The sequence below is a fragment of the Gordonia sp. (in: high G+C Gram-positive bacteria) genome (assembly GCF_047602025.1).
In the GTDB taxonomy this organism is placed as follows: domain Bacteria; phylum Actinomycetota; class Actinomycetes; order Mycobacteriales; family Mycobacteriaceae; genus Gordonia.
This window is the reverse complement of the sequence record NZ_JASGII010000001.1, coordinates 2,535,530-2,550,734: the sequence shown is the minus strand read 5'-3', so window position 1 is coordinate 2,550,734 and position 15,205 is coordinate 2,535,530. Positions and strand designations below refer to the sequence as shown.

Annotated in this window: 15 protein-coding genes; 12 read left to right on the top strand and 3 right to left on the bottom strand. The window is 67.7% G+C overall.

The genetic code is table 11. The features are described from left to right. The first annotated feature begins 56 nt into the window (after nucleotides 1-56). From QM728_RS12835 to QM728_RS12790, 10 genes are read left to right on the top strand one after another with little or no spacing between them, the layout of a single operon-like run. Complete coding sequence (locus QM728_RS12835; protein ID WP_415032395.1) at nucleotides 57-821, top strand: MlaE family ABC transporter permease; 765 nt, start codon at nucleotides 57-59, stop codon at nucleotides 819-821. Nucleotide 822: 1 nt separating this feature from the next. Next, nucleotides 823-1,674 carry an MlaE family ABC transporter permease gene (locus QM728_RS12830; protein ID WP_415032394.1) on the top strand — a complete coding sequence of 284 codons (852 nt, stop codon included), beginning with the start codon at nucleotides 823-825 and terminating at the stop codon, nucleotides 1,672-1,674. 4 nt (nucleotides 1,675-1,678) lie between these two features. Next, the gene (locus tag QM728_RS12825) at nucleotides 1,679-2,857 is read left to right on the top strand and encodes an MCE family protein (protein WP_415032393.1); all 1,179 of its coding nucleotides are present in this window, start codon (nucleotides 1,679-1,681) and stop codon (nucleotides 2,855-2,857) included. Next, nucleotides 2,850-3,914, top strand: a complete 1,065-nt coding sequence (locus QM728_RS12820) for an MCE family protein (RefSeq protein WP_415032392.1) — start codon at nucleotides 2,850-2,852, stop codon at nucleotides 3,912-3,914. The genes QM728_RS12825 and QM728_RS12820 overlap by 8 nt, the downstream gene beginning before the upstream one ends. Then, on the top strand, nucleotides 3,911-5,110 hold the full coding sequence (locus tag QM728_RS12815) for an MCE family protein (protein WP_415032391.1): 1,200 nt from the start codon (nucleotides 3,911-3,913) through the stop codon (nucleotides 5,108-5,110). Before QM728_RS12820 ends, QM728_RS12815 begins: the two co-directional genes overlap by 4 nt. A 5-nt stretch (nucleotides 5,111-5,115) precedes the next feature. Then, nucleotides 5,116-6,372, top strand: a complete 1,257-nt coding sequence (locus tag QM728_RS12810) for an MCE family protein (RefSeq protein WP_415032390.1) — start codon at nucleotides 5,116-5,118, stop codon at nucleotides 6,370-6,372. Further along, the gene (locus tag QM728_RS12805) at nucleotides 6,372-7,709 is read left to right on the top strand and encodes an MCE family protein (RefSeq protein WP_415032389.1); all 1,338 of its coding nucleotides are present in this window, start codon (nucleotides 6,372-6,374) and stop codon (nucleotides 7,707-7,709) included. Before QM728_RS12810 ends, QM728_RS12805 begins: the two co-directional genes overlap by 1 nt. Further along, entirely contained in the window at nucleotides 7,706-9,178 is a 1,473-nt protein-coding gene (locus tag QM728_RS12800; protein WP_415032388.1) for an MCE family protein, read from the top strand. The genes QM728_RS12805 and QM728_RS12800 overlap by 4 nt, the downstream gene beginning before the upstream one ends. A 56-nt stretch (nucleotides 9,179-9,234) precedes the next feature. After that, nucleotides 9,235-9,972 carry a hypothetical protein gene (locus QM728_RS12795; protein WP_415032387.1) on the top strand — a complete coding sequence of 246 codons (738 nt, stop codon included), beginning with the start codon at nucleotides 9,235-9,237 and terminating at the stop codon, nucleotides 9,970-9,972. A gap of 1 nt (nucleotide 9,973) precedes the next feature. Further along, nucleotides 9,974-10,609 carry a hypothetical protein gene (locus tag QM728_RS12790; RefSeq protein WP_415032386.1) on the top strand — a complete coding sequence of 212 codons (636 nt, stop codon included), beginning with the start codon at nucleotides 9,974-9,976 and terminating at the stop codon, nucleotides 10,607-10,609. A gap of 156 nt (nucleotides 10,610-10,765) precedes the next feature. Here QM728_RS12790 and QM728_RS12785 read toward each other — a convergent pair whose 3' ends face one another. Together QM728_RS12785 and QM728_RS12780 are read right to left on the bottom strand one after the other, a co-directional pair. Further along, nucleotides 10,766-12,259, bottom strand: coding sequence for an aldehyde dehydrogenase (locus tag QM728_RS12785; protein ID WP_415032385.1), 1,494 nt, complete (start codon nucleotides 12,257-12,259; stop codon nucleotides 10,766-10,768). 131 nt (nucleotides 12,260-12,390) lie between these two features. Beyond that, nucleotides 12,391-12,705 (bottom strand): antibiotic biosynthesis monooxygenase family protein, encoded by a 315-nt coding sequence (locus QM728_RS12780; protein ID WP_415032384.1) that lies wholly within the window; start codon nucleotides 12,703-12,705, stop codon nucleotides 12,391-12,393. Between the two features lie 64 nt (nucleotides 12,706-12,769). On the opposite strand from QM728_RS12780, the gene QM728_RS12775 reads away from it, so the two are divergent. After that, nucleotides 12,770-13,573: an alpha/beta fold hydrolase gene (locus QM728_RS12775; protein WP_415032383.1), complete on the top strand. Its 804-nt coding sequence runs from the start codon at nucleotides 12,770-12,772 to the stop codon at nucleotides 13,571-13,573. A gap of 25 nt (nucleotides 13,574-13,598) precedes the next feature. On the opposite strand, the gene QM728_RS12770 is transcribed toward QM728_RS12775, so the two are convergent. Further along, complete coding sequence (locus tag QM728_RS12770; protein WP_415032382.1) at nucleotides 13,599-14,489, bottom strand: A/G-specific adenine glycosylase; 891 nt, start codon at nucleotides 14,487-14,489, stop codon at nucleotides 13,599-13,601. Here QM728_RS12770 and QM728_RS12765 point away from each other — a divergent pair. After that, complete coding sequence (locus QM728_RS12765) at nucleotides 14,488-15,141, top strand: carbonic anhydrase (protein WP_415032381.1); 654 nt, start codon at nucleotides 14,488-14,490, stop codon at nucleotides 15,139-15,141. The two genes, QM728_RS12770 and QM728_RS12765, sit on opposite strands and share 2 nt — an antisense overlap. Nucleotides 15,142-15,205: the final 64 nt, after the last annotated feature.

The following is a 15,205-nucleotide window of genomic DNA, read 5'->3' as shown; positions in this document are numbered from 1 at the left end:
AACGGTGCAGTAACGCGCATGGTAGGTTTTCGAAAGTCACGGGGGAAGGAGTGACGGTGCTCACTAAGCTTGCGACGCCGTTCGCTGCTTTTGGCGACTTCTTCGCCCTGACCACCGAGACGGCGCGGGAGTTGTTCCGCCGTCCGTTCCAGTGGCGCGAGACGATTGAGTGCTCGTGGGCGATCGCGCGCGTCTCGATGGTCCCGACCCTGCTGGTCGCGATCCCCTTCACCGTGCTGGTCAGCTTCACGCTGAACATCCTGCTCCGCGAGATCGGCGCCCAAGACCTCTCCGGCGCCGGCGCGGCGCTGGGCACCATCACCCAGATCGGTCCCATCGTCACCGTGCTCATCGTCGCCGGTGCCGGCGCGACGGCGATCTGTGCCGACCTCGGCGCCCGCACCATCCGCGAAGAGATCGACGCGATGAAGGTGCTGGGCATCAACCCGATCCACCGCCTCGTGGTCCCGCGCGTGATCGCCTCGACCGGCGTGGCCCTGCTGCTCAACAGCCTGGTCTGCACCATCGGCATCGGCGGCGGCTTCGTCTTCTCCGTCTACCTGCAGGATGTGAACCCGGGCGCCTTCCTGGCGAACCTCACGCTGCTGACCGGCCTGGGCGAGCTGATCATCTCGATGATCAAGGCGGCCCTGTTCGGCCTGTTCGCCGGCCTCGTCGCCTGCTACCAGGGACTCAACGTCTCCGGTGGCGCGAAGGGCGTCGGCGACGCCGTCAACGAGACGGTGGTCTATTCGTTCATGGCACTGTTCGTCGTCAATATTGTCGTGACGGCGGTCGGACTGACGGCGACGGGGAGCTGAGATGGTCTTGCCCCACACAACCAGTCTTCGACGCGCGCGCGTCGCCCTCAAGCGCTCCGGCGATCGGTGGGCGGATCTGGGCGACCAGGCGCTGTTCTACTGGGACAGCATCGTGTCGATCCCGCGCGCCCTCAAGCACTACAAGAAGGAGACGCTGCGCCTGATCGCGGAGATCTCCATGGGCACCGGTGCGCTCGCCATGATCGGCGGCACCGTCGTGGTCGTCGGCTTCCTGACCCTGTTCACCGGCGGCACGATCGCCGTGCAGGGCTACAACTCGCTCGCCAACATCGGCGTCGAGGCCCTGACCGGCTTCTTCTCCGCCTTCATCAACGTGCGCATCGCGGTCCCGGTGATCGCCGGTATCGCGCTGGCCGCGACGATCGGCGCCGGTGCGACGGCACAGCTGGGCGCCATGCGCGTCAGCGAGGAGATTGACGCGCTCGAGACGATGGCCGTGCAGTCGGTGCCCTACCTGGTGTCGACGCGCATCATCGCCGGCCTGGTCGCGATCATCCCGCTGTACGCGCTCGCCGCGCTCGCCTCCTTCGTCGCCAGCCGCATGGCGACGGTGTTCCTCTACGGGCAGTCGCCGGGTGTGTACGACCACTACTTCCGGACCTTCCTGATCCCGTCGGACATCATGTGGTCCTTCGCGCAGGCGATCGCCATGGCCGTCGCGGTCATGATGATCCACACGTACTACGGTTACACCGCGTCGGGCGGCCCGGTCGGTGTCGGCGTGGCCGTCGGCAACGCCGTGCGCACCTCCCTGGTCGTGGTCGTCGTGATCACGCTGCTCACCTCACTCGCCATCTACGGCGCCGACGGCAAGTTCAACCTGGCGGGGTAGGGGCATGTTGGAACGAGATGAACGCAGCCCTGCGGTCCGGCGGACCGCCGCGGTCGCGATGGTCACCGTCCTCACCCTGCTCGTCGTGGGTGCGGCCGGACAGTTCCTCGGCTGGTTCACCCGGACCGCCGACGTCACCGTCGTCGCTCCGCGCGCCGGCCTGGTGATGAATCCCGACGCCAAGGTCAAGCTGCGCGGCGTCGAGGTCGGCCGCGTCCGCTCGATCACCGAGCAGGACGGCCACGCGGTCCTCGACCTGAAGATCCCGCGCAGCCAGCTGGGTAAGATCCCCGGCAACGTCCGCGCCGACATCAAGTCGAACACGATCTTCGGCGCCAAGGCGGTCACGCTCGTCGAGCCGTCGGACAAGGTCGGCTACTCGCTGCAGGCCGGCTCGGAGATCAAGGGCGACAACGTCACCGTCGAGCTCAACACCGTCTACCAGCGCCTGGTGGGCGTGCTCGCGGAGCTGCAGCCGGACAAGCTGAATGCGGCGATCGGCGCGATCACCACCGCCCTCGACGGCAACGGCGAGTCCATCGGCAAGGGCATCCAGAGCCTGTCGGACGTGCTGGGCAAGACCAACCCGCACCTGGACGAGCTGACCACGCTGATCAACCAGTCCGCGCCGGTGATGAACCTCTACGGCGACGTGATGCCCGACCTGATGAAGACCGTCGACAACGCGGTCTTCCTGGGCAACACGATGGTCGACAACCGCACCAACCTCGAGGCGCTGCTGGCCAACACCATCGGCATGTCGAACACGATCAACGGCATCTTCGAGCCGAAGAAGGCCGCGATCATCGCGATGCTCAACGACTCGAACCCGACGATGTCGCTGCTCGGCTACAACGCCCCCGGCATCGCCTGCTTCATCCGCACCGCCGCGGTCGGCCACGAGATCGGTGCGCCGATCTTCGGCCTGAACGACGGCATGCTGAAGCTCAACGCCGGCCTGCTCCCGGGCAAGGACCCCTACGAGTACCCCAAGGACCTGCCGTGGAACCGCGGTGCGGCCCCGCCGACCTGTGAGAACGGCCTGTCCAACCCGCGCACCAAGAAGAAGGCGAACTTCCTGGTCATCGACAACGGACCGAACCCGTACCAGCCGCGCACCAAGGCGAAGATGAGTACGACCAAGGTCTTCCAACTGCTATTCGGAGCGCCGCCCCGTGGATAATCGCGCACGCCAGTTCCGGGCGACCTGTATCAAGCTGGGCGCATTCGCCACCGCGATGCTCCTGGTCTTCGTCGGCCTCGTCGCCGTCTTCAGCCGCTTCCAGGGCACCCGGACCAACACCTACGACGGCATCTTCACCAGCGCCTCGGCCATGCGGCCCGGCGCGAAGGTGAAGATCGCCGGCGTCGACGTCGGCGCGGTCAAGGGCGTCGCACTGACCGATGACAACAAGGCGAAGGTCACCTTCTCCGTCGACCGGAAGTACCCGCTGCCGAAGTCCGCCGAGGCGCTCATCCGCTACGAGAACCTGACCGGCGACCGCTTCATGGAACTGCGCCGCGGTTCGGGCAACCCGGGCGATGTCCTCGCCCCCGGGTCGACGCTGCCGCTGACGCAGACCGAGCCCGCGCTCGACCTCGACAAGCTGCTCGGCGGCTTCAAGCCGCTGTTCCGGACGATGGACGGCAAGCAGGTCAACGAGCTGTCTAACAACCTCGTCCGGGTCTTCCAGGACGAGAACATGGGCCCGTCGCTCAACAACCTGCTGAAGATGACCGCGCAGCTGACCGACGCCCTCGCCGACCGCGACGAGTTGATCGGCGCGGTCATCGACAACCTGAACGCGACGCTGACGACGATCGACAAGGACCGCACCGGCCTCATCGACAGCATCGACCGCCTGGAGACGCTGATGACCGGCCTGGCCGACCAGAAGGGCACCATCGGCTCGTCGCTGACGTCGACCGCCGCGGTGGCCACCGACATGGCCAAGCTCCTCGGCGACACCCGCCCCGGGCTGCAGAACACCTTCAAGAACCTCGACGGCGTCTCCGAGGCGCTGCTGCGCGACGAGGCCTACGTCCGCGGGCTGCTCGGCCGCTTGCCCAGCGACTTCAAGAAGCTGTCCAACCTGGGCAGCTACGGCGCCTGGCTGCAGATCTGGATCTGTCGCCAGCGGCTGATCTTCGGTGCCCCTGGCACCCCGCAGCTGGTCATGCCGACCATCGACGCCACGGGTAACACGCAGATGGCCGGCGGGAGGTGCCAGCCGACATGACCGACGCAGTCCCCGAAGTCCAGCGCAGCGGGTCGAACGCCGCCGACGTCGAGCGCGACATCGCGCGCGGTCAGCGCAGCCGTGCCGCCACCGGCGTCATCGGCTTCCTCGTCACCGGCCTGGTCGTCGTCTCCGCGCTGGAGATGACCAGCCTGCCGTTCCTGTCGCCGGTGAGCACCTATAAGGCGTACTTCGACGACGCCGGCGGCCTCGTGCCCGGCGACATCGTGTCGGTGTCCGGCGTCGAGGTCGGCAACGTCGAGTCGATCTCGCTCGCCGATACCAAGGATGGCAAGAAGGCGGCGGTGAAGTTCCGCCTCAAGGACCGGGTCAACCTTGGCGTCGACACCCAGGCCGCGATCAAGACCGAGACGGTCCTGGGCCGTCGCAACCTGACGCTGATTCCGCACGGCCCCGGCCGCATCGAGCCGGGCAGCGACATCGGCCTGGAGAACACGGTCGCGCCGTACTCGCTGACCGACGCCCTCGACAACGCGACCAGCACGCTGGAGGAGACCGACACCGACCAGCTGCGGACCGCGATCGACGCGATGTCGAAGACCTTCTCCGCGACGCCCGACGTCGTCCGCAGCGCCGTCGACGGTGTCGCGCGGCTCTCGCAGTCGATCGCCGACCGGGACAAGTCGCTGCGCGAGCTGCTGGGCAAGGCCAACAACGTCAGTGCGATCGTCGGCGACCGCAACGAGCAGGTCAACAAGCTGCTGATCAGCGCCAACGCGCTGCTCGGCGAACTGCAGACCCGTTCGGCCGCGCTGGAGCAGATCATCACCGGTGCCCGCGATGTGTCCAACCAGATCAAGGGCTTCATCAAGGAGAACAACGCGCAGTTGACGCCGATGTTGAGCAAGCTCGACCGCGTCACCCAGATCCTGATCGACAAGAAGTCGGACCTGGAGCAGGCCGTCGACCGCCTCGGCCCGTACGCCAACCTGCTCGGCGAGGCCGTGTCCTCGGGCCCGTACTTCTCGTCGCTGGTCGGCGTGCCGACCTTCGGCGACTACACCGCGGTCTTCATGAAGGCGCTGCAGCGCAAGTACCCGGAGATCTGGCAGGCGTACGACTGGACCAACTCGACCTTCCTGCCGAACAAGTGGCAGATCGCGCCCGAGTACAACCCGAACAAGCCGAAGAAGCCGGTTCCCAAAATCACCTACCCGGACGGAACGGGGGGTTAGGCGTGATGACGAGTAAGCGTTTGATCACCGCGGCGATCGCCGCATTCGCCGCGCTGCTGCTGGTGGCCGCGGGCTACTTCGGCTACCAGAAGGCGACCACCGACACCGTGACCGTCTACTTCCGCTCGGCGACCGGGCTGTTCCCCGGCGACCCGGTGCGCGTCCTGGGCGTCAACGTCGGCCGGGTCGTCGCCGTCGACCCCCAGCCGGACGCGGTCAAGGTCAAGCTGCGCCTGGACAAGTCGGTCGACGTCCCCGCCGACGCGCGCGCCGCGATCGTCGCGCAGTCGCTGGTGTCGGGCCGCTTCATCCAGTTGGCGCCGGTCTACAAGCAGGGGCCCAAGCTCGTCGGCGGCGACGACATCCCGATGGAGCGCACCGCGGTCCCGATGGAGTGGGACGACCTGAAGAAGCAGCTGTCGAAGTTCACCGAGGCCGTCGGCCCCGACGGGGCCAGCGATGGCGCCGCGACCCGCGCGGTGGGCGTCGCGAACAAGAACCTCGAGGGCAACGGCGAGGCGATCAACCGGTCGCTGCGCGAGATGTCGAAGCTGACCGGCACGCTGTCGGCCGGCCGCGACGACCTGTTCTCCACGATCCGCAGCCTGCAGAAGCTGACCGACGTCCTGTCGTCGAGCCAGGAGCAGCTGGTCCAGTTCAACGGCCGCATCGCCAGCGTGTCGACGGTCCTCTCGGACACCGCCGCGCTGAACGACGCCCTACTCGGTCTGGACTCGGCGATGGTGGAGATCAAGAAGTTCCTCGACACCAACGGCGACGCCCTCAGCAACTCGGTCAACAAGCTCACCACCGCGACGAACATCCTGCGCGAGAAGGACGCCAAGCTGCGCGGCCTGCTGCACTCGGCGCCCACGCAGCTGTCGAACTTCTACAACATCTACAACCCGATGACCGGTTCGCTCGGCGGCATCTTCGGCCTGGGCATGGGCAACAACATCATCACGCTGCTGTGCGGCACGATGCAGGCCAACAACCGTCCCGGGCAGAGCCAGGCCGAGGTCGACAAGTGCGTCGACGTCCTCGCGCCGGTGATGAAGGCGATGGTCGTGAACTACCCGCCGTTCCTGACCAATCCCGTTCAGGGCCAGGTCGCCCGACCGGAACAGCTGCGCTACCAGAACGACGACGTGAAGGCGCGGGCGCAGAACCGCATCCGCGAGCTCGACGAGAACACGCGCCAGCGCAACAACCTGCCCAACCCGCTGGGGAACATGCTCGTGCCGTTCGGGGCGGAGAACTGATGACGACGCAGACGAAGAAGTATGTGCGCCGCGGGGTCGCGGCGGTGGCCATCGGCACCGCGGTGACGACCGGCCTCGTCGGCTGTGGCTTTGGCGGTGCCAATACGCTGCCGGTTCCCGGTGCGCCCGGCACCGGCGACGGTTCCTACCGGGTCAGCGCGATCATTCCCACCGCCGCCGGCCTGGTGACGAATGCGCCGATCATGCTCGACGACGCGACCATCGGGTCGATCGGCAAGATCACCGTCGACAACTGGAACGCCCGCGTCGAGATGCGCATGAACAAGGGCGCGCAGATCCCCAGCGGATCGCACGTCATGGTCGGTATGACCAGCGTGCTGGGCTCCTCGCACTTGCAGATCTTGCAGCCGGACTCCCCGGGCGGCTCGATGATGCGGGCGGGCGACACCATCCCGTTGGCGAAGTGCCCCGAGCAGCAGAACATCGCGGGCCCCGCCGACAAGGGCAAGGCCATTCCCGACGTCAGCGTCGCCCAGCAGGTCTCGGCCTGTGCCTTCCCGACGACCGAGCAGGTCCTCAGCTCGCTGTCGGTCGTGCTCAACGGCGGCGGCCTCGCCCAGTTCGGCGACATCGTCACCGAGGTCAACAAGACGTTCGACGGCCGCCAGGACGCCATCGCGGACCTGGTGCCGCGGATGAACAAGCTGGTCGGCACGCTCAACGCCCAGCGCGGCAACATCATCAAGGCGATCGACGGCCTCGACCGGTTGACGCAGACGATGAACGAGCAGGCGCCGACGATCGAGAAGGCGCTCGCCGACTCGCCGAAGATCCTGCAGCTATTAGTCGACCAGAAGCAGCAGCTTGTCGATGCGCTCGGCGCGATCGGCAAGCTGTCGGACACCGCCGACGACATCCTCAAGGCCAACGGCGACGACATCCGCACCGCGGTGAAGGCCCTCGAGCCGACGCTGGCCCAGCTGGAGTCGACCGGCCCGTCGCTGGCCAAGTCACTCGGCGTGCTGCTGAGCTTCCCGTTCCCGGAGAAGGCGATCAGCAATGTGGTCCGCGGTGACTACGTGAACACCGACCTGAACCTGGACCTCACCTTCTACCGCCTGGGCAAGACGCTGTTCCCGTCGGTGCTGGGCAGCCGCATCATCGGCCCCGAGGCGGTCGCCGGCCGTCCCGCCGGGGCCGCCGGGCGCGGGCTCAACCCGTTCCGGTCGCCGATGCAGCGAGAGAACCTCAACCCGCAGAACCTCAATCCGCAGGGCATCATCCCGGGTCTCGTCCCGGGTCAGGCGCCCGGTGCGCGCAAGCCGGGCGCGAAGAAGCCGAAGCGGAACCAGCAACCGGGGAGGGCGCCGCGATGAAGATCTTGAGCTTCCAGCGTGCCCAGCTGATCATCTTCACGATTGTCGCGATCATCGCGGTGATCGCCATGGGCATCTACTACATCCGAATCCCGCAGATGCTCGGCGTGGGCGTCTACCGGGTGAACCTGGACCTGCCGACCACCGGCGGCATCTACAAGAACGCCAACGTCAGCTACCGCGGCGTCGACGTCGGCAAGGTCGAAGCGGTGCAGTTGACCGACGAGGGCGTGCGCGCCCGTCTGGTCATCAACTCCGGCGCGAAGATCCCGGCCAACTCGAAGGCCGGCATCCGCTCGGTCTCGGCCGTCGGCGAGCAGTTCGTCGTGTTCACCCCGCCGGGCGACCCGTCGTCGGATTCGCTGCACAACAACGCCACGGTGACCAGCGATGACGTGCCGGTCGAGATCTCGACGATGCTCGACCAGGCCGATCAGTTGCTGACCAGCGTCGGCGACTCGCAACTGCGGTCGGTCATGGACGAGGTGTTCCAGTCGTTCAACGGCACCGGTGAGGAACTGCAGCGACTGCTCGACTCGATGACGCTGCTCACCACCGAGGCGAACAAGAACTCCGAGCAGATGATCGCCCTGGTCCAGCAGGCGGGCGACGTGCTGTCGACGCAGAGCCGGACTGCCGACTCGGTGCGCTCGTGGACGTCGCAGATGACCAAGGTGACCGATCAGCTGCGCGCCAACAAGCCGGAGATCACCGGGATCCTGGCCAAGGGGCCGAACGTGACGGCGCAGACCGGGCAGGTCTTCGAGAACATGAAGATGTCGATCCCGCTGCTCGTCGACAACCTCGGCACCACCCTGAAGACGCAGGCGGTGTACCACCCGAACATGCGCCAGATCCTGGTGCTGTACCCGCGCCTGCTCGACGTGCTGATCACCGCGGTCAACACCGGCGACGTGGACCGCTACGGCGCGAACGCCGACTTCGCGCTCGGGTTCCAGGACCCGGGCACCTGCACTGTCGGCTTCCTGCCGCCGAGCGCCTGGCGCTCGGGCTCGGAGGTCGAGGCGCGCGAGATGCCGCCGGGGATGCTGTGCCGGGTCCCACAGGACCAGAACCTGGCCGTCCGCGGTGCCCGCAACTTCCCGTGTGTGGAGTTCCCCGGTCGACGCGCGTCGACGCCGGAGGAGTGCCGCACCGGGTACAAGCCGCTGGCCCGGCAGAACGGCCCGTTCCCGAACGGGCTGCCCTTCGGCCTCAAGTGGCAGGGCCCCGGTACGCCGGGGGTGGCCACGGCGGGCTTTGGCGGCGGCACCGGTACCGTGGTGCCCGGAACGCCGAGCCAGTTCAAGAAGAACCGCAATCAGCCGGCGGTCTACTCGACCACGTACGACCCCAAGTCGGGCGACTACATCGGTCCCGACGGCAAGACTTACAACGCGGGTCTGGGCAAAGACTCGCGGGGGAAAACGACTAAATGGCAAGAGATGATCAACCCGAGGGTCAAGTGAGCGAATCCACGTCGGATTCAGCGAGCACACCGGAAACCCCTGAGACCACCGAGACCGTGGCGAAGCGCGCCAAGCGCCCGGCGGCCCAGCCCGTCCGCGTGGCGCCGATCAAGCGTCGCCCCAGGGGTGGTCGAGTGGCGGCGGAGCGCAGCGAGCCCGTTGTATCGACGCCCAGCAAGGCGACGGCGCCGGCCGAGGCCGCTGTATCGAGTGACCGCGACTCCGCTGTATCGAGTCCCCGCAAGTCGAAGCCGGAAACCGCCAAGGCCTCGTCGAAGACGGAGTCCTTCGTCACCGTCGACCGCGTCGACCCGCGCGTGGCGGCCCTGGGCTTTGCGGCCGCAGCCGTCGCGACGCTGCTGCTCGTCGCCTCGGTGCTGTTCGGCTACTTCGGCTACCGGCTCCACGAGCGCAACGATCTGCGGCATCAGTACGACGACTTCGCCCAGCAGGTGACCGTCAACCTGACGTCGCTCAACAAAACCAACGTCGACACCATCCGCAAGACGCTGCTGGACAAGACCAGCGGCACGGCCTACGAGAACCTGAACCTGGTCACCCAGCAGATCATCGGGATGATCGAGCAGCACGACATTCAGACCCAGGGTCAGGTGCTCTCGCGCGCCGTGACCCGGGCCGAGCCCGACTACGGCCAGGTGCTGATGGTCCTCGGGTGGACGCAGCGCCTCAGCAACAAGAAGGAGGACGTCGAGCGGCAGGTCTTCCGCTGGAAGGTCGACATGCGCCGGATCAACGGCGACCTCAAGGTGACCAAGTTGGATTGGGTGTACTGACGTGGCGGAGACAGTGAGCGAACGGGCCGAATCCGTGGCCCGGCGGATGAGTGGGAAGTCCGAGTCCGAGGAGATCCCGCGCAGCTGGTACATCGTGGCCGCCGTCCTGGCGGCCCTGCTGGTCCTCACCCTGGTGCTGGCCCTCAACTGGTTCCGGCTCTGGCAGGTCGAATCGGCGCGCAACAACTCGTTGGACGCCGCCAAGGGCTACGCCGACACGATGTTCAGCTACGAGCCGAAGAACGTCGATCAGAAGATCGAGGAGTCCAAGGGCTTCCTCATCGACCTGGCGCGCAAGCAGTTCGACGAGCAGGTCAGCGACCTGAACATGGCGAAGAACGTCAAGGACAACAAGATCATCTCCAAGCTCACCGTGCGTGACGCGGGCGTGGTCACCAACACGCGCAAGACGTCGACGGTCCTGCTGTTCCTCAACCAGTCCGTCACGAGTGCCGCCGAGCCGAAGATCCGCGTCGACCCGAGCCGCGTGCAGTTCACGATGGCCAAGAAGGGCGGCGAGTGGAAGATCAACTCGATCGACATCTTCACCGACGACTCGCTGCGCAACGTCGTCGAGCGCCAGACGAAGACGCCGGCGACACCCAACCCGCCGGCCGGTCCCCGTCCCCCGCGCTAATCGCCGCTTGGGTCGAGTGGCCGCGACGTAGGAGCGGCTGTATCGAGACCAGGGCACCAATAACTCGCCGAGTGGGCACCAATAACTCGCCGAGTGGGCACCAAACGAAAACCGGCCGCACCCGGATCGGGTGCGGCCGGTTTCGGCTTTGTGTGACTAACCCTGCGACGAGTAGCCCATCGGCATCAGGATGGCCTTGTGCTCGAGGTAGGACTCGAGGCCTTCGCGGCCGTTCTCGCGACCGATGCCCGACGTCTTGTAGCCGCCGAACGGCGAGGCCGGGTCGATGGCGTACCAGTTGATGCCGTAGGTGCCGGTGCGGACCTGCTTGGCGATCTCGACGCCCTTCTCGATGTCCGAGGTCCACACCGAGCCGGCGAGTCCGTAGTCGGAGTCGTTGGCGATGGCGATGGCCTCGTCGACGGTGTCGTAGGGGATCACCGAGATGACCGGGCCGAAGATCTCCTCGCGGGCGATCGTCATGTCGTTGGTGACGCCGGTGAAGATCGTCGGGGCGACGAAGTGGCCGGAGTCGAGGCCGTCGGGCCGACCGCCGTCGAGCACGGCCGTGGCGCCCTCGTCCTTGCCCTTCTTGATGTAGCCCTCGACCTTGTCGCGCTGCTTCTCGGTGATGATCGGGCCGAGCTTGGCCTCCGGGTCCGACGGCACGCCGGGGGTGAAGGTCTTGGCGGTCTCGACCATCGCGGCGACGATCTCGTCGTGCCGCGAACGCGGGACCAGGACGCGGGTCTGAGCGACGCACGCCTGGCCGTTGTTCAGCAGGCCGGAGAACACCAGCATGTGGATGCTCGACGGCAGGTCGACGTCCTCTAGGACGATCGCCGCCGACTTGCCGCCCATCTCCAGCGAGTAGCGCTTGAGCAGCTCGCCGCAGCGCGACGCGATGATCTTGCCCGCGGCGGTGGAGCCGGTGAAGGTGATCTTGTCGACGTCGGGGTGCTCGACGAGCGCCTGGCCGGCTTCGAGACCGCCCGTGACGACGGAGATGACGCCCTCGGGCACGCCGGCCTCGGTGAAGATCTCGGCGATCAGGTTCGCGTCGAGCGGCGTCTCCGGGGCGGGCTTCAAGACGATCGAGCAGCCGGCCGCCAGCGCGGGGCCGAGCTTGTTGCAGACGAGGAACAGCGGGACGTTCCACGCGGTGATCGCTCCGACGACGCCGACCGGCTCGCGGACGACGATGGTCTCGCCGAACAGGCCGGTGCGCTTCTCTTCCCACTGGTAGGCGTCCGACGCGTCGGCGTAGGCGTTGAGCACACCGGTGCCCGGCAGCATCTGCAGCGTCGCGACGTCGGCGGCGGATGCGCCCATCTCGGCCGAGATGAGGCCGGTGACGTCACCGGCGCGCTCATTGAGCAGCTCGGCGGCCTTGCGGAGCACCGCGGCGCGCTCGGCCGGCGCCTTGGTGCGCCAGATGCCCGAGTCGAACGCCGCCTTGGCGGCCTTGACCGCGGTGTCGACGTCGGTGGCGTCGCCGTCGGGGGCGGACCCGACCTTCTGACCGGTCGCCGGCGAGATGACCTCGAGGCGCTTGGTCGAGTGCGGCGCAACCCACTTGCCGCCGATGTAGAGGTTGGGCTGGTCGCCCCCACCGACGAGGGTGTCGGGGGCGGTCGCGGTCTCGGTCATGAATGCTCCAAGGTTGGTGATCTGGTTCACCTTCGATACTAGAACACGTTCTAGTTCGCGACCAGGGGTTCGTGATTCGTGGTCGGATGGAGGGGCAGGAGCGCGAGTCCGCGCGGCGCGGTCCGGGTGCGCTACTTGCCGGACGGCTTGGCGTCGATGACGACCTCGAATTCGAGGAGGTTCGCACCCGATGCGACGGGCTTCTGCGTGCGCTGCGCGGCGTGGGCGGCACGCGCGTCGCCGTTGGCCCAGTTCTGGTAGTCCTCCTCGGACTCCCACTCGGTGTAGACGAAGTAGCGGTCGTCGCCAGCGACGGGGCGCAGCAGCTGGAAGCCGAGGAAGCCCGGCGACGAGTCGACGCTGTGCGCACGGTTGGCGAAGCGCTTCTCCAGCTCGGGGCCGGCGCCTTCGGGGATGCTGATCGCGTTGATCTTCACTACTGACATGAGCCCCAGCCTATCGACGCCGCGAGTGCGCCAGTAGGGACCAAACGCCCGGTACCGTCGAGCCGTGACCGACTTCGACGCGCTCACCGACCACGGGGGCGACGGACCGCCGATCCTGCTGCTGCACGGACTGATGGGCCGGGGCCGCACCTGGTCGCGCCAGGTCGGGTGGCTGCGGCGCTACGGCCGCGTGTTCACCGTCGACGCGGCTTTTCACGCCGGCCCGCTCGACGAGCCCGAGCTCGCGCCCGACGCCATCGCGACCGAACGCTTCGTCGACGACACCGTCGACGCCCTGGGCCGGATCGCCGCGCGGACCGGCGACGACCGCGCCGCGGTGCTGATCGGCCACTCGATGGGCGGCTTGCACGCGTGGTGCACCGCCGCGGCGCGTCCGGAGCTCGTGCGCGGGCTCGTCGTCGAAGACATGGCCCCCGACTTCCGCGGTCAGACGACTCGCAATTGGACGCCGTGGTTCGAGACCTGGCCCGACCGGTTCGAATCGCTCGCGCAGGCGCAGGAGATGTTCGGCGAGGTCGCCGGCCGCTACTTCTACGAGGCGTTCGACGACGGCCGCCTGCACGGGCACATCGACACCTTCATCGCCATCGCCGATCAGTGGGGGCGGCGCGACTATTGGCAGCAGTGGGCGGCCGTCGACGTCCCGACGTTGCTGATCGAGGCCGGCTTCACCGTCGCACCCCCGGGTCAGATGGCCCAGATGGCCGTGCGCAACGCCAACGCACAGCACGTCGTCGCCGACGGCGCCGGGCACCTCGTCCACGACGACGCCCCCGAGTTCTTCCGCGGCGCCGTCGAGGCCTTCCTCAGCGCGCTTCCTCCCGCAGCGATTCACACTTCCCGCTGAAACCGCGTCGGGAGCGGGAGGAACGCTAGCCGCCGAGGCGGAACAGGCCGTCGTCGGTGACCTCGATCAACCCGTCGACGAGCAGCGAGTCGAGTGCTCGCGCGCGTTGTCCCGGATCGATCGGCCATGCGACGTCGAGCCGTGCCCGCTCGACCGGCCCGGGGCTCTCGCGCAGCACGTCCAGCAGCCGACCGCGGGCCTGGCGGTCGGTGCCCTCGTAGCGCTGGCTGGGTTTGCGCGGCGACGTCGACGCGGGTTTGCCGGCCGCGACCCACGCACAGGTCGCCAGCAGCGGGCATTCGTCGCAGCGCGGATTGCGCGCGGTGCAGACCAGTGCGCCGAGTTCCATGAGCGCGGCGGAGAACCGGGGCGCCGTCGCGGCGAGCGAACCGTCGGGATTGCGCGGTGCGACGGCGAGCGCATCGTCGAGGTCGGTGCGCTTGGGCGGTCCGGCCTCGGCCAGCCCGTGGCAGGCGCGGGCGATCACCCGGCGGACGTTCGTGTCGACGACGGGGACCGCCTGCCCGTACGCGAAGCAGGCGACGGCCCGCGCGGTGTACTCGCCGACGCCGGGCAGGGCGAGGAGTTCGTCGACGTCGTCGGGGACGATGTTGCCGTGGTCGGCGGCGATCGCCCGGGCGCAGGCGTGCAGTCGTTGTGCCCGTCGCGGATAGCCCAGTTTGCCCCAGGCGCGCAAGACGTCGGCGCCGTCGGCGGCGGCCATATCCGCAGGTGAAGGCCATCGCGCGACCCACTCCCGCCACGGCTGCAGGACCCGCGCGACTGGCGTCTGCTGGAGCATGAACTCACTGATCAAGATGTGCCACGCGGTCGCGTCGTCGCGACGCCAGGGCAGATCCCGCACGTTGTCGTCGAACCAGCCCAAGACCGATTGCGGTGGCATACTCGGAACCATGCACAAACCTTCAGAACGGTTGACGCCCGCCCAGGCCTGGGCGAACCTCAAGGCCGGGAACGATCGCTTTGTCGCAGGGAAGCCGGAACACCCGAACCAGGGTATCGACACCCGCGCGGTCCTGGCCGACGGTCAGTCGCCGAATGTCGTCCTGTTCGGCTGCTCGGACTCGCGCGTCGCGGCCGAGATGATCTTTGACCAGGGTCTCGGCGACATGTTCGTCGTCCGCACCGCCGGGCACATCATCGACTCCTCGGTCCTCGGCTCACTCGAGTTCGCGACCGAGTTGCTCGACGTCCCGCTCATCGCGATCCTCGGGCACGACTCGTGCGGCGCGGTCGGATCGACGGTCGACTCGCTCAACGACCTCACCATCCCGACGGGCTACATCCGCGACATCATCGAGCGCGTCGGCCCGAGCATCCTGTCGGCCCGCGCCAAGGGCAAGACCCGGCTCGACGAGTTCGAGGCAGAGCACGTCGTCGAAACCGGCCGACTGCTGCTCCAGCGCAGCCAGCTCATCAAGGAGCGCGTCGACCGCGGCGAGGTCGCGATCGTCGGCCTCACTTACCACCTCGCCGACGGCCGCGTCGCGCTCCGCAGCGCCCTCGGCGATATCAACGATCTGCCGGTCGAGCCCGTCGAGGTGTAGCCGGGGCGCAAATCCACGTTTCGTGTGATCAGCGCCCTATTCGCGACACGCCGGATAGCCTCAG